A 14,623-nucleotide genomic window follows, 5' to 3' on the forward strand; every position below is an offset into this window, starting at 1 on the left:
TCCTATCTCCCATGGTTCAGAAAGTTCATGTCGAGGGACGAGGACATATGAGAAGGCACAACTGGAGATGGCGGACCCTGGCCGCCTTGATCAGCACGGCCCTGCTGATGCTGGGCTGGCCCGCTCTGACCGCCGTGGCCGCCGGCGGACCGAGCGTCTCGGCGGGCAGGCCCGCCACGGCGAGCAGTACCAACGGCGCCTACGCGGCCGGCAACGTCACCGACGGCAACCAGTCCTCGTACTGGGAGAGCGCCGGCAGCACCTTCCCGCAATGGGTGCAGACCGACCTCGGAGCCACCACCCGCGTCGACCAAGTGGTGCTCAAGCTCCCCGCCTCCTGGGAGAGCCGCAACCAGACCCTGTCCGTCCAGGGCAGCGCCGACGGCACCAGCTTCAGCACCCTGGTGAGCTCGGCGACCTACACCTTCGGCCAGGGCGCCGGAAACGTGGTCACCATCGGCTTCCCGGCCACCCAGGCCCGGTACGTGCGCATCGACATCACCGCGAACACCGGCTGGCAGGCCGCACAGCTCTCCGAGCTGGAGGTCCGCGCCCCCGGCGAGTCCGGGACCAACCTGGCCCTCGGCAAGACGCTCACCGCGAGCAGCAACACCCAGGTCTACGTGCCGGGCAACGCCAATGACGGCAACACCGCCAGCTACTGGGAGAGCGTCAACAACGCCATGCCCCAGTGGCTCCAGGCCGACCTGGGCTCCTCCGTGCGCGTGGACCGCGTGGTCCTCAAGCTCCCCGAGAACTGGGGCGCCCGCACCCAGACCCTCAAGATCCAGAGCAGTGCGAACGGCACGGACTACACCGACCTGACGGCGTCCAAGGGGTACGAGTTCAACGCCGCCGGCGCCAACACGGTCAGCATCACCTTCGACGCCACCACCGCCCGCTACGTACGGGTGTGGATAGCGTCCAACTCCGTACAGCCCGGCGGGCAGCTCTCCGAGCTGGAGATCTACGGCCCGACGACCGGAGACACCCAGGCCCCGACCGCCCCGACGGCGCTCGCCTACACCGAGCCCGCAACGGGCCAGATCAAGCTCACCTGGAACGCCGCCACGGACAACACGGGTGTCACCGGGTACGAGGTCTACGCCAACAACCAGCTGCGCACCAGCGTCGCCGGCAACGTCACCACCTACACCGACACCCAGCCCGCCTCCGCGAGCGTGACCTACTACGTCCGGGCCAAGGACGCGGCCGGCAACCAGTCGGCGAACAGCAACAGCGTCACCCGCGCCGGTGACACCGGTGACACCCAGGCCCCGACCGCCCCGGGGGCCCTGACCTTCACCGAGCCGGCCGCCGGCCAGATCAAGCTGAACTGGCAGGCCTCCACCGACAACGTCGGCGTCACCGGCTACGAGGTCTTCGCCAACAACGTGCTGCTCACGACCGTCGCGGGCAGCGCCACCACCTACACCGACACCCAGCCCGCCACCGCCACGGTGAGCTACTTCGTCCGGGCCAAGGACGCAGCGGGCAACCGCTCCGGCGACAGCAACTCCGTGACGCGCAACGGTAGCGGCGGCGGAGGCGGCTCCAACCTGGCGGTCGGCAAGCCCATCGAGGGCTCCTCCGTGATCCACACCTTCGTCGCGGAGAACGCCAACGACAACAGCACCTCCACCTACTGGGAGGGGGCCGGCGGCGCCTACCCGAGCACCCTGACCGTCAAGCTCGGCGCCAACGCCGATGTCGACCGCCTGGTCCTCAAGCTCAACCCGGACAGCAGCTGGGGCACCCGCACCCAGAACATCCAGGTGCTCGGCCGCGAGCAGAGCGCCTCGGGCGTCACCGGCCTGGTGGCCGCCAAGGACTACGTCTTCAACCCGGCCTCCGGCTCCAACACCGTCACCATCCCGGTGAACGCCCGGGTCGCGGACGTTCAGCTGCGCTTCACCTCCAACACCGGGTCCTCCAACGGCCAGATCGCCGAGTTCCAGGTCATCGGCGTCGCGGCGCCCAACCCGGACCTCCAGGTCACCGCGGTGAGCGCGAGCCCGGCCGCTCCGGTGGAGTCGGACTCCGTCACCCTGTCCGCCACCGTCAAGAACAGCGGCCCGGCCCCGGCGCCGGCGACCACCGTCTCCTTCCAGCTCGGCGGTTCGAAGATCGCCTCCGCCACCGTGCCCGCGCTGGCCGCAGGTGCCTCGGCCACCGTCACGGCCGCCATCGGCCCGCGCGACGCGGGCAGCTACCCGCTGAGCGCGATCGTCGACGAGGCGAACACGGTCGTCGAGCAGAACGACACCAACAACAGCCTCACCGGCTCCCCGCTGGTGGTCCGCCCGGTCGACAGCTCGGACCTGGTGGCCTCGTCCGTCGGGTGGTCACCGAGCGCCCCGTCCGCCGGCCAGTCCGTGGGCTTCTCCGTCACGGTGAAGAACCAGGGCACCGTGGCCGCCGCCGCGGGCACCCACAACGTCACCCTCACGCTCCAGGACGCGGGCGGCGCCACCATCCGTACGCTGACGGGATCCTTCAGCGGCGCACTCGCGGCCGGTGCCTCCTCGCCGCCGATCGCGCTCGGCACCTGGACGGCGGCCAACGGCAAGTACACCGTCAAGGTGGTCCTCGCCGACGATGCCAACGAACTGCCGGTCAAGCGCGGCAACAACACCTCCACCAAGCCCTTCTTCGTCGGCCGCGGGGCGAACATGCCCTTCGACACCTACGAGGCGGAGGACGGCGTGGTCGGCGGCGGAGCAGGCGTCGTCGGCCCCAACCGGACCGTCGGAGACATCGCCGGCGAGGCCTCGGGCCGCAAGGCCGTGAACCTGGACGCGACGGGCGAGTACGTCGAGTTCACCACCCGGGCCGCGACCAACACCCTGGTCACCCGCTTCTCCATCCCGGACGCCCCGGGCGGCGGCGGCATCGACGCCACCATCAACGTCTACGTCAACGGCGTCCTCAAGAAGGCCCTGCCGCTGACCTCGAAGTACGCCTGGCTCTACGGGGCCGAGGCCGGCCCGGGCAACGCCCCGAGCGCCGGAGCCCCGCGGCACATCTACGACGAGGCGAACATCCTCCTCGGCGAGACCGTCCCGCCGGGCAGCAAGGTCCGCCTCCAGAAGGACGCGGCGAACACCACGACCTACGCGATCGACTTCGTGAGCCTGGAACAGGCCACGGTGATCCCCAACCCCGACCCGGCCACCTACACGGTGCCCGCCGGCTTCACCCACCAGGACGTGCAGAACGCCCTGGACAAGGTCCGCATGGACACCACGGGCAAGCTCGTGGGCGTCTACCTGCCGCCCGGCGACTACGACACGGCGAGCAAGTTCCAGGTGTACGGAAAGGCCGTCCAGGTCGTCGGCGCCGGGCCGTGGTTCACCCGCTTCCACGCCCCGTCCTCGCAGGACAACACCGATAACGGATGGCGCGCGGAGGGCACCGCCAAGGGCTCGTCCTTCACGGGGTTCGCCTACTTCGGCAACTACACCTCGCGCATCGACGGTCCGGGCAAGGTCTTCGACTTCTCCAACGTGACCGACATGACCATCGACAACATCTGGAACGAACACCAGGTGTGCCTCTACTGGGGCGCCAACACCGACCGGATCACGATCAAGAACTCGCGGATCCGGGACACCTTCGCCGACGGCATCAACATGACCAACGGCAGCACGGACAACCTCGTGGCCAACATCGAGGCGCGTTCCACGGGTGACGACAGCTTCGCGCTGTTCTCCGCCATCGACGCGGGCGGCGCGGACATGAAGAACAACGTCTACGAGAACCTGAGCGCCATCCTGACCTGGCGCGCGGCCGGTGTCGCCGTCTACGGCGGCTTCAACAACACCTTCCGCAACATCTACATCGCCGACATCCTCGTCTACTCGGGCATCACCATCAGCTCGCTGGACTTCGGGTATCCGATGAACGGATTCGGGACCGACCCGACGCTCTTCGAGAACATCTCGATCGTCCGGGTCGGAGGCCATTTCTGGGGGGCGCAGACCTTCCCCGGAATCTGGATCTTCTCGGCTTCCAAGGTGTTCCAGGGAATCCGCATCAACAACGTGGACATCGTCGATCCGACCTACAGCGGAATCATGTTCCAGACGCAGTACGTCGGCGGCCAGCCGGTCAATCCCATCAAGGACACCATTCTGAAGGACATCACCATCACCGGGGCGAAGAAGAGCGGTGACGCCTTCGACGCCAAGTCAGGGTTCGGCCTCTGGGCGAACGAGATGCCCGAGGCGGGACAAGGACCTGCGGTGGGTGAGGTCACCATCCAGAACCTGAGGATGAGCGACAACGCCGTGGACGTGCGGAACACGACCTCGACGTTCAAGATCAACCAGCTGCCGTAGCGGGCGACCACCGGGAAGCGAGGGTGGCGGGGCATCCCTTCGGGGTGTCCCGCCGCTCGCGGCTCGGAAGCCCGCCGGGGCCGGTGGGACGCGGGGGGTTCCGCGCCGGTTTCCGATGGGCCAAACTGGCCGTAATCGAACTGCAAGGAACTTGCATTGTTTGCGCTACTCTTGCGCTCATGACGCGACGACTTGCTCAAGTGGCGAAGAAGGTGGGGGTCAGCGAGGCAACGGTCAGCCGGGTGCTCAACGGCAAGCCGGGCGTCTCGGAGACAACCCGCCAGTCCGTGCTCACCGCACTGGACGTCCTCGGCTACGAACGCCCCACCCAGCTGCGCGGCGAACGCGCCCGGCTGGTCGGCCTGGTCCTGCCGGAACTCCAGAACCCGATCTTCCCCGCCTTCGCCGAGGTGATCGGCGGCGCGCTGGCCCAGCAGGGGCTGACCCCGGTGCTCTGCACGCAGACCACCGGCGGGGTCTCCGAGGCCGACTACGTCGAGCTCCTGCTCCAGCAGCAGGTCTCCGGCGTCGTCTTCGCCGGCGGGCTCTTCGCGCAGGCCGACGCCCCGCACGAGCACTACCGGCTGCTCCACGACCGCAAGGTCCCGGTGGTGCTCATCAACGCCTCGATAGAGGACCTCGGCTTCCCGTGCGTCTCCTGCGACGACGCCGTCGCGGTCGAACAGGCCTGGCGCCACTTGGCCTCCCTCGGTCACGAGCGCATCGGGCTGGTGCTGGGCCCGCCCGACCACATCCCCTCCCTGCGCAAGCTGGTGGCCGCCCAGGCGGTCGCGGCGGCGGCCGGCACCGAGCTGCCCGCCGCGCACGTGGAGCGGGCGCTGTTCTCCCTCGAGGGCGGCCACGCGGCCACGTCGAGGCTGCTGGACCGCGGGGTGACCGGCATCATCTGCGCGAGCGACCCGCTGGCCCTGGGGGCCATCAGGGCGGCCCGCCGGCGCGGGCTGGACGTGCCCGGCCAGGTCTCCGTCGTCGGGTACGACGACTCGGCCTTCATGAACTGCACCGAACCCCCGCTGACCACCGTCCGCCAGCCCATCGAGGCCATGGGCAGGGCGGCCGTGGAGCTGCTCACCGCGCAGATCCAGGGGGCCGCCGTACAGCCCGGCGAACTGCTCTTCGAGCCCGAGCTCGTCGTGCGGGGCTCCACCGGGCAGGCCCCGCGCCCCCGTCCGGAGTAACGCCCCGCCCGGCTCCACCGAGCTCGACCCTCGGCCACAGGGCCCCGAAACGTCTCGCTGACGTTTCGGGGCCCTGTTTTGCGTTCACTCCCCGAGCCGCCCGGCGCTCTCCTGCCAATCTCTTGCGAAATCTGCGCGAGATATTGCGTTCATCTGTCGGTGGTGATTGAGTGTGCCGCGCTCGCCTCCTTACACGCCCCACGCCTCCTGCTCGATGTTCGAAGGGGACCACCGATGAGAACCAACATCCGCCGCACCACCGCGACCGCCCTCGTCTCGGCGCTCGCCGTCACCGCCCTCGCGGCCTGCGGCACGAGCAGCAGCGGGGACGACACCAAGAACCAGCCGTCCGGCGGTTCCACGGACGCCTCCGCGCCGCTCGACCCGAAGACCAAGGTCACCCTCTCCATCGACTGCATGCCGCCGGCGGCGAAGGCCGCCGAGCTCAAGCAGTGGAAGGAGGACGTGGCGGAGTTCAACAAGACCTACCCGAACGTCACGATCGACGGCCGCTCCACCCCCGGCCAGTGCCTGGAGCCCCCGCGGTTCACCGCGATGCTCAAGGCCAAGTCCCAGCCGGACGTCTTCTACGCCTACTTCACCGATCTCAAGCAGGTGCTGGACAACGACGGCGCCGAGGACATCTCCTCCTACGTCACGGCCCAGTCGATCCCGGGCTTCGGCGACATCGACAAGAACGTCGTCAACACCCTCAAGCAGGACGGCAAGCTCTACGGGCTGCCCACCAGCAACTACACGATGGGCCTGCTGATCAACCGCAAGCTCTTCCAGCAGGCGGGCCTCAACCCCGACCAGCCCCCGCGCACCTGGGACGAGGTCCGCGCGGCCGCCAAGAAGATCGCGGCGCTCGGCAACGGCACCGCCGGCTACGGCGAGTACAGCGTCGAGAACACCGGCGGCTGGCACTTCACGGCCGCCATGTACGGCATGGGCGGCGACGTCGTCGGAGCCGACGGCAAGGCGGCCTTCAACAACCCGACCGGCGCGCGAATCGTCGACAACCTCCACGCCATGCGCTGGGAGGACGACAGCATGGGCAAGACCCAGCTGCTCAAGTGGGGTGACCTGCAGAAGCAGATGGCCTCGGACAAGCTCGGCATGTTCCTCGCCGCGCCCGACGACATCACCTACATGGTGCAGCAGCTCTCCGGCAAGTACGAGAACTTCGGCATGGGCCCCATCCCCGGCGGCGCCGCGACGCTGGCCGGCGGCAACGGCTACATGATCAAGAAGGGCAGCTCGCCGGACAAGGTCAAGGCCGCCATCGCCTGGCTGAACTTCAAGACGCTCGCGGTCGGCAAGGGGCAGTTCCAGTACGACCGTTCCAAGGCCGACGGCCTGCCGGTCGGGCTTCCGCAGCCCGCCTTCTTCACCGGTGCCAGCAAGGCCAAGGACGACGAGCTGAAGGCCGCCAACGCCACCATGCCGGTCGTCAACTTCAAGCCCTTCCTGGACAACCCGGTGGCCGGCAAGGCCGAGCCGGCGAAGGCCCAGGAGGTCTACAAGGTCCTCGACAAGGTGATGTCGGGAGTCCTGACCAACAAGGACGCCGACTCGGCGCAGCTCCTCGCGGAGGCCGAGAAGGCCGTCAACCAGGTACTGGCCAACCAGTAGCGGTCCCAGGGCGCGGGTCCGGGCGGCCTCCCCGGCCCGGACCCGCCCGCAGGCCCCGTACCCCGTACATCGATGGCGACGACCCACCCACCAAGGAGCGAGCGGCGATGTCGGCTCCCACCCTGCCCGGTACCTCTCGCGAGGAATTCGTCCGGGCGTTCAAGCGGAACCTCTCGGCCCACGGCTTTCTGGTCGGCGCCGTCCTCTGCTTCTCCTTCTTCTCCTGGTACCCGATGGTCCGGGAGTTCCTGCTGGCCTTCCAGAAGACCGAGGGCGGAGCCGTCCACTGGGTCGGCTGGGACAATTTCCGCTACGTCTTCAACGACCCGGCGTTCTGGCAGGCCTGGCGCAACACCCTGCTCTTCAGCGGGCTCGCGCTGGTACTCGGCTTCGCCGTCCCGTTCGCGGTCTCGATCGTGCTCAACGAATTCCGGCACGCACAGGGTTACTTGCGCCTGCTGGTCTACCTCCCGGTGATGATGCCGCCGGTCGCCTCGATCCTGCTCTTCAAGTACTTCTACGACCCCGGTTACGGGGTCTTCAACAGGATTCTGGAATTCCTGCACCTGCCGGCGCAAGACTGGCTGCAATCCACCGATACCGCGATGCTCTCCGTCGTCATCGCTTCCACGTGGATGAACATGGGCGGCGCGACCCTGATCTACCTGGCGGCCCTCCAGGGCATCCCCGGCGAGCTCTACGAAGCGGCGGAACTCGACGGAGCCGGGGTGCTGCGCAAGATCTGGCACGTCACGATCCCGCAGACCAAGCTCATCCTCTCGCTGATGCTGCTCATGCAGATCATCGCGACGATGCAGGTGTTCGTCGAACCGTTCATGCTCACCGGCGGCGCCGGCCCCGAAGGGTCGACCACCACCGTCGTCGTCCTCATCTACCAGTACGCCTTCAGTTTCAACCAGTACGGCGGCGCCGCGGCCCTGGGCCTGTGCCTGCTCGTCCTGCTCGCCGGCTTCTCCGCCGTGTACGTCCGGCTGAGCCGCGACAACGAGAACTGACGGGAGCACTCACATGTCGGAGCGCACGCTGATATCGCCGGCCCAACTCGGCCGCCCCCGAGGCAAGATCGTCTACTGGACCGTCCTGGCCGTGGTCGTGATCGGCTTCACGGTCGTCTTCCTCGGGCCCCTCTACTGGATGGTCGCCAACGGCCTCAAGAGCACCGCGGAGTTCACCCAGGTCCCGCCGACCGTGGTCCCGGACTCCCTGCACGCCGAGAACTACTCGGCGGCCTGGAAGGTCATGGACCTCGCCAAGCTGCTGTTCAACACCCTCTACTACGCCTTCGGCGCCCTGGCCTTCCAACTCGTCCTCGACGTGGCCGCCGCCTACTCGCTGTCCAAGCTCCGCCCGGTCTTCGGCAAGGCCGTCCTCGGCATGATGCTGGCAACGCTGATGATCCCGGCCACCGTCCTCGTCGTACCGCAGTACCTCACGGTCCTGGACATGCCGCTCATCGAGCGGAACCTGCTCAACACGCCCTGGGTGATCTGGCTGCCCTCGGTCACGAACGCCTTCAACATCTTCCTTCTGAAACGATTCTTCGACTCCATCCCCGGTGAGATCCTCGATGCCGCCGCCATCGACGGAGCCTCCTCCCTGCGCATCCTGCGCTCCGTGGTCCTGCCGATGTCCCGGCCCGTCCTCGGCGTCGTGTCGATCTTCGCCATCGTCGGGGTCTGGAAAGACTTCCTCTGGCCCATGCTCACCCTCCCCGACCCGGCCCTGCAGACGCTCAACGTCGGCATCTACTCACTCGCCAGGGGAGTGCCCGAGAACCATCTCGTCGCCGCGCTCGCGATGGCCTCGGCGCCCACGCTCATCATCTTCCTGATCTTCCAGCGCAACATCATGAGCGGCCTGACGGCAGGCTCCCTCAAGGGGTGAGAACCACCCCGCACCGCCGCCGTGCCCGGTCGCCCCCTGTGAAAAGAACGCCGTGAAAGGACCCCTCCGTGGCTGACTTTCCCCTGCCCGAAAACGCCGCCGACTGGTGGCGCTCGGCCGCCATCTACCAGGTGTACGTACGGAGCTTCGCCGACGGCGACGGGGACGGCACCGGTGACCTCGTGGGCGTCCGCGCCCGCCTCCCCTACCTCGCCGAACTGGGCGTCGACGCCCTGTGGTTCACCCCCTGGTACCTCTCCCCGCTCGCCGACGGCGGCTACGACGTCGCCGACTACCGAACCATCGATCCCGCCTTCGGCACCCTCGCCGAGGCCGAGAAGCTCATCGCGGAGGCCCGTGAACTGGGCATCCGCACCATTGTCGACATCGTCCCGAACCACGTGTCCGACCAGCACGCCTGGTTCAAGGCCGCCCTCGCAGCCGGCCCCGGCAGCCCCGAGCGGGAGCTCTTCCACTTCCGCCCGGGCCGCGGGGAACACGGCGAACTGCCGCCGGGGGACTGGCCCTCGCAGTTCAACGGCGCCGCCACCTGGACGCAGGTACCGGACGGGGAGTGGTACCTGCACCTCTTCACCCCCGAGCAGCCCGACCTCAACTGGGACCACCCCGCCGTCCGCCGGGAGCACGAGGAAGTCCTGCGGTTCTGGTTCGAGCGCGGAGTGTCCGGCGTACGGATCGACTCCGCGGCCCTGCTCGCCAAGGACCCGGCCCTGCCCGACCTGGCGGGCCGCTCGCCCGAGCCCTGGCCAGGCGAGGTGCACCCGTACATCGACCGCGACGACCTGCACACCGTCTACCGCTCCTGGCGGGCCATCGCCGACGAGTACGGGGCCATCTTCGTCGGCGAGGTCTGGCTGCCGGACTCCGAGCGGTTCGCCCGGTACCTGCGCCCCGACGAGCTCCACACCGCCTTCAACTTCTCCTTCCTCAGCTGCCCGTGGGACGCCGGCCGGCTGCGCACCTCCATCGAGGAGACCCTCGCCGAGCACGCCCCCGTCGGAGCCCCGGCCACCTGGGTGCTGTGCAACCACGACGTGACCCGTACGGTCACCCGCTACGGACGCGCCGACACCGGCTTCGACTTCGCCACCAAGGCCTTCGGGACCCCCGCGGACCTGGCCCTCGGCACCCGGCGGGCCCGCGCAGCCGCGCTGCTCACCCTCGCCCTCCCCGGAGCCGTCTACGTCTACCAGGGCGAGGAACTGGGGCTTCCGGAGGCCGAGATCCCGCTCGGCCGCATCCAGGACCCCATGCACTTCCGCTCCGGCGGCACCGACCCCGGCCGGGACGGGTGCCGGGTCCCGCTGCCGTGGACCGACGAGCCGTGGAACGAGCCCTGGCTGCCCCAGCCCGCGGACTGGGCGACGTACGCCGCGGACCGGCAGGCCGGGGACCCGGACTCGATGCTCACCCTCTACCGGACGGCCCTCGGACTGCGCCGGGCCGCGGCCGGCTTCGGCGGCGGATCGCTGGAGTGGCTGCCCGCGCCGCCCGGAGTGCTCGCCTTCGGCCGCCCCGACGGGCTGGTCTGCGTGGCCAACCTGTCCTCGGAGCCGGTCCCGCTGCCGGCCCACGCGAGCCTCCTGCTGAGCAGTTCCGCGCTGGATGCGGAGGGGCTGCTCGGGCAGGACACGGCGGTCTGGCTGCGGACCTGACGCCGCAGCCGGACCGCCGGTACCACCTGCTTCCCGCGCCCCACCTCGTAGAGCCGCCCGTGCACACCCCCGTACCGCATGGAGAGGTCCCACCGTCATGAGCGCAGCAGCACGCATCGCAGCACGCGGGAGGCCGGCCAAAGCGCTGCTCGCCGCGCTGGCCGCCACCGCCGTCCTCGGGGCGGCCACCGCCCTCCCGCTGGTGGCGGCCCCCACCGCCACGGCGGCCCCGGCCGTCCTGTCCCCGCTGGACGTCCCGGGGCGCGGGGCGACCGTGCCCTTCACCGAGCAGGAGGCGGAGCGGGCGGCCACCAACGGATCGGTGATCGGGCCCGACCGGACCTACACGAGCCTGCCCGCCGAGGCCTCCGGGCGCAGCGCCGTACGGCTGGACGCGGCGGGGGAGTACGTCGAGTTCACGCTGACCAAACCCGCGAACGCGATGAGCGTGCGCTATTCCGTACCGGACAACGCGGCCGGCACGGGGATCAGCGCACCCGTGGAGCTGAAGCTGGACGGGGCCAAGCTGAAGGACCTGGACTTCACCTCCAAGTACAGCTGGTTCTACGGCAGCTACCCCTTCACCAACCAGCCGAACGGCGACAAGCCGCACCACTTCTACGAGGAGACCCGCACCCTCTTCGGGAAGACCCTCCCGGCGGGCTCCAAAGTCCGCCTCACGCTCTCCTCCCTGGGCGCCACCCCGTGGGCGGTCGTGGACCTCGCCGACTTCGAGGAGGTCGCGCCGCCCGGGACGCGGCCGGCCGGCTCGCTGTCGGTCACCGATTTCGGGGCCGATCCGAACGGCTCCGCCGACTCCACCGCCGCCTTCCAGCAGGCGGTGGACGCCGGTGCGGCCCAGGTGAAGGAGGTGTGGATCCCGCAGGGCACCTTCAAGCTCACCGATCACGTGGTGGTGGACAAGGTGACATTGCGCGGGGCCGGACCCTGGTACTCCGTCCTCACCGGGCGCCATCCCACCGACCGCAGCCGCGCGGCCGGGATCTACGGGAAGTACGTACAGGGCGGCGGATACGGCGGACAGATCCGCCCGCACGAGAGCGGCGGGCCGAGCAGGAACGTCACGCTGAAGGACTTCGCGATCATCGGCGAGATCGCCGACCGCATCGACGACGACCAGGTCAACGCCATCGGCGGGGCCATGAGCGACTCCGTCGTCGACAACGTGTGGATGCAGCGGACCAAGGTCGGGGCCTGGATGGACGGCCCGATGGACAACTTCCACATCAGGAACAGCCGGATCCTCGACCAGACGGCGGACGGGGTGAACTTCCACTGGGGCGTCACCCGCTCCTCCGTGGAGAACACCTTCCTGCGCAACCTGGGCGACGACGGCCTCGCCATGTGGGCGGACACCAAGAACAACGTCGCCAACTCCTTCAGCCACAACACCGTCGTCCTGCCGATCCTCGCCAACAACATCGCGATCTACGGCGGCAAGGACATCAGCGTCACCGACAACGTGGCCGCCGAGACCCTGTCCAACGGCGGCGGCCTGCACGTCGGCAACCGCTACCCCGGGGTCACCCCCGGCCAGGGGACGGACGTCTCGGGCACCTTCACGCTGGCCCGCAACACCCTGATCCGGACCGGGAACACCGACTACGGGTGGAACTTCCCGATCGGCGCCGTCTGGTTCGACAGCCGGTCGAGCTCCATCGACAAGGCCGCGATCAACGTGACCGACAGCGACATCCTGGACAGCTCCTACGCCGCCATCCACTTCGTGTCCGGCAGCACGAAGGGCGTGCACTTCGACAACATCACCATCGACAAGACCGGCACGTTCGCTCTCCAGTTCAACGATCCGGCCGAACTGTCCATGAGCAACGTCAGGGCCACCAGGATCGGCTTCACCGAGCCGGTCTACAGCTGCCTGGGCGCGCAGCTGAAGCTGACGCAGGGCAGCGGGAACTCCGGCTGGAACACCAAGCTGCCGAACACCTATTGCGGGCCGTTCCCTCCGGCGACCGACCAGCCGGGACCGGAACCGACCCCGCCCCCGAGCCCGACCCCGAGCCCCAGCGCCACGCCTACGCCGAGCCCCACGCCTACGCCCACACCGAGCCCCACGCCTACGCCTACGCCCACCCCGACCCCGACGCCGACCCCGGACCCCACCCGCAACCTGGCCCAGGGCCGGCCGGTCACCGAGTCCTCGCACACCCAGGGCTATGACGCGGCCAGGGCCGTCGACGGAGACGCGAACAGCTACTGGGAGAGCCTCAACAACGCCTTCCCGCAGTCACTCACGGTCGACCTCGGGGCCGCCACCCCGGTCCGCCGCCTGGTCCTGAAGCTTCCGCCGCCGGCCGCCTGGGGGGCCAGGACCCAGACCCTGTCCGTCCTCGGCAGCTCCGACGGCTCGGGCTTCACCACCGTCGTCGCCCCCGCCGGCTACGTCTTCGACCCGGCGAGCGGGAACAAGGTGACCATCACCCTTCCCGCCGGTACGAACCTGCGCCATCTGCGGCTGGCCTTCACCGGGAACACCGGCTGGCCGGCCGGGCAGCTCGGCGAGTTCGAGGCCTACGCCGGCTGAGCCCGGGCACCCCCGTCCGTCACGGCAACGGCTGTGGCGGGCGGGGTCCGTGGTACTGCCCGCTCGGTCGCATCCGCAGCGGGCGCTCCTCGTACTCCTCCAACGCGTGCGCGATCCACCCGGCCGTACGGGCCACTGCGAAGACCGTCTCTCCGGCCTCCGGGGCCATCCCGCAGGAGACCGTCAGCACCGCCAGCGCCAGGTCCACGTTGGGGTACAGGCCGCCGCCGTGCCGGGCCATCACCCCGGCCACCTCGCGCGCCGCGCCCAGCGCCGGACCGGCCTGCGCCAGCGGCTCCAGCCGTGCGAACAGTGCCGTCGCCCGCGGATCCTCGGCCGCGTACAGCCGGTGCCCGAGCCCGGGCACCCTGCGCCCGGCCCGCAGGTACTCCGCCACCACCGGAGCCGCGCCGCCCCGCTCCAGCACCTCCACCAGCATCCGGTGCGCGAGTCGCCCGGCCGCTCCGTGCAGGGGGCCTTCGAGCGCGCCGAGCCCGGCCGAGACCACCGCGTACGGATGCGCGCGCGCCGACGCGGCCACCCGTACGGCCAGGGTCGAGGCGGCCAGGTCGTGGTCCGTCAGCAGGGCCAGGGCCAGGTCCAGGACGGCCAGCGCGTCCGGGTCGGGGTCCAGGGCCGAGAGCCGGGGCCACAGCTGCCGGGAGAGGCGGCCGTCCCCGCCCCACTGCGCCGGGCCCACCTCGGGCAGGGCGCCGACCAGGGTGGGGATCAAGGAGCGCGCGGAGCCCAGTACGGACGGCGCGGACAGGTCGAAGCGCAGCGGGTCCGCGACCGCCGCGGCGGCGACGGCCACCCGCAGCCGGTCGATCGGACCGCTGTGCTCGGGGAGCGCGGCGACCGCCCGGCGGGCCGCGGCGAGCGACTCCGGGGGAGCGGTGAACCGGGCCCCGTGCACCAGGGTCCCCGTCCAGAGCCACTCGGCGACCTCCTCGTAGCGGTACCGCGAGGCCAGTTCCACGGCGTCCACGCCACGGAAGAAGTACCGGTCGGACTCGATGAGGGTGAGCGCGGTGCGTACGGAGAGCTCCCCGGCGGAGGCGGCGGAACCGGAGGGCCCCGCCGCCTCGCGCCGGCTGCGCCGGGCCAGGGCCTCCACCTCGCGGGCGTCGAAACTGCTGGAGCGTCCGACCGGGTCGCGGCGGCTCGTGAGCTGGCCGCGGCTGACGTACGCGTACACGGTCGCGGGCTTCACCCCCAGCAGCCGGGCCGCTTCCTGGGTGCCGATCCTTCGCTCACCGGGCTCGTCGTTCATGACGCACACCCTACATATGTTGAGTGAATCAA

The 14,623-nt window shown here is 69.8% G+C and carries 8 protein-coding genes; 7 read left to right on the forward strand and 1 reads right to left on the reverse strand.

Annotation, left to right across the window (positions count from 1 at the left end):
* Positions 1–47: 47 nt before the first annotated feature.
* The 7 genes from ACFVX6_RS13085 (at position 48) to ACFVX6_RS13115 (ending at position 13,318) form a co-directional block, all read left to right on the forward strand.
* Positions 48–4,340 (forward strand): discoidin domain-containing protein, encoded by a 4,293-nt coding sequence (locus ACFVX6_RS13085; RefSeq protein WP_389690761.1) that lies wholly within the window; start codon positions 48–50, stop codon positions 4,338–4,340.
* 179 nt (positions 4,341–4,519) lie between these two features.
* Entirely contained in the window at positions 4,520–5,539 is a 1,020-nt protein-coding gene (locus ACFVX6_RS13090) for a LacI family DNA-binding transcriptional regulator (protein WP_389690763.1), read from the forward strand.
* Positions 5,540–5,773: 234 nt separating this feature from the next.
* Complete coding sequence (locus tag ACFVX6_RS13095; protein ID WP_389690765.1) at positions 5,774–7,174, forward strand: ABC transporter substrate-binding protein; 1,401 nt, start codon at positions 5,774–5,776, stop codon at positions 7,172–7,174.
* A gap of 107 nt (positions 7,175–7,281) precedes the next feature.
* Positions 7,282–8,190, forward strand: coding sequence for a carbohydrate ABC transporter permease (locus ACFVX6_RS13100; RefSeq protein ID WP_389690767.1), 909 nt, complete (start codon positions 7,282–7,284; stop codon positions 8,188–8,190).
* Positions 8,191–8,203: 13 nt separating this feature from the next.
* Complete coding sequence (locus ACFVX6_RS13105; protein WP_389690769.1) at positions 8,204–9,079, forward strand: carbohydrate ABC transporter permease; 876 nt, start codon at positions 8,204–8,206, stop codon at positions 9,077–9,079.
* 68 nt (positions 9,080–9,147) lie between these two features.
* Complete coding sequence (locus tag ACFVX6_RS13110; protein ID WP_389690771.1) at positions 9,148–10,755, forward strand: glycoside hydrolase family 13 protein; 1,608 nt, start codon at positions 9,148–9,150, stop codon at positions 10,753–10,755.
* 97 nt (positions 10,756–10,852) lie between these two features.
* Positions 10,853–13,318: a discoidin domain-containing protein gene (locus ACFVX6_RS13115; RefSeq protein WP_389690773.1), complete on the forward strand. Its 2,466-nt coding sequence runs from the start codon at positions 10,853–10,855 to the stop codon at positions 13,316–13,318.
* Positions 13,319–13,337: 19 nt separating this feature from the next.
* Here the strand turns inward: ACFVX6_RS13115 and ACFVX6_RS13120 are convergent, their stop codons facing one another.
* On the reverse strand, positions 13,338–14,591 hold the full coding sequence (locus tag ACFVX6_RS13120) for a citrate synthase (protein WP_389690775.1): 1,254 nt from the start codon (positions 14,589–14,591) through the stop codon (positions 13,338–13,340).
* Between the last annotated feature and the right edge of the window lie 32 nt (positions 14,592–14,623).

Source organism: Streptomyces sp. NPDC058289, from assembly GCF_042880975.1.
GTDB classification, from domain to species: domain Bacteria; phylum Actinomycetota; class Actinomycetes; order Streptomycetales; family Streptomycetaceae; genus Streptomyces; species Streptomyces stoeckheimensis.

What these genes read in the sequence shown, in the direction of transcription:
- ACFVX6_RS13120 (WP_389690775.1), bottom strand. Translation starts at nt 14,591, where the DNA reads ATGAACGACGAGCCCGGTGAGCGAAGGATCGGCACCCAGGAAGCGGCC.
- ACFVX6_RS13095 (WP_389690765.1), top strand. Translation starts at nt 5,774, where the DNA reads ATGAGAACCAACATCCGCCGCACCACCGCGACCGCCCTCGTCTCGGCG.
- ACFVX6_RS13100 (WP_389690767.1), top strand. Translation starts at nt 7,282, where the DNA reads ATGTCGGCTCCCACCCTGCCCGGTACCTCTCGCGAGGAATTCGTCCGG.
- ACFVX6_RS13115 (WP_389690773.1), top strand. Translation starts at nt 10,853, where the DNA reads ATGAGCGCAGCAGCACGCATCGCAGCACGCGGGAGGCCGGCCAAAGCG.
- ACFVX6_RS13105 (WP_389690769.1), top strand. Translation starts at nt 8,204, where the DNA reads ATGTCGGAGCGCACGCTGATATCGCCGGCCCAACTCGGCCGCCCCCGA.
- ACFVX6_RS13085 (WP_389690761.1), top strand. Translation starts at nt 48, where the DNA reads ATGAGAAGGCACAACTGGAGATGGCGGACCCTGGCCGCCTTGATCAGC.
- ACFVX6_RS13090 (WP_389690763.1), top strand. Translation starts at nt 4,520, where the DNA reads ATGACGCGACGACTTGCTCAAGTGGCGAAGAAGGTGGGGGTCAGCGAG.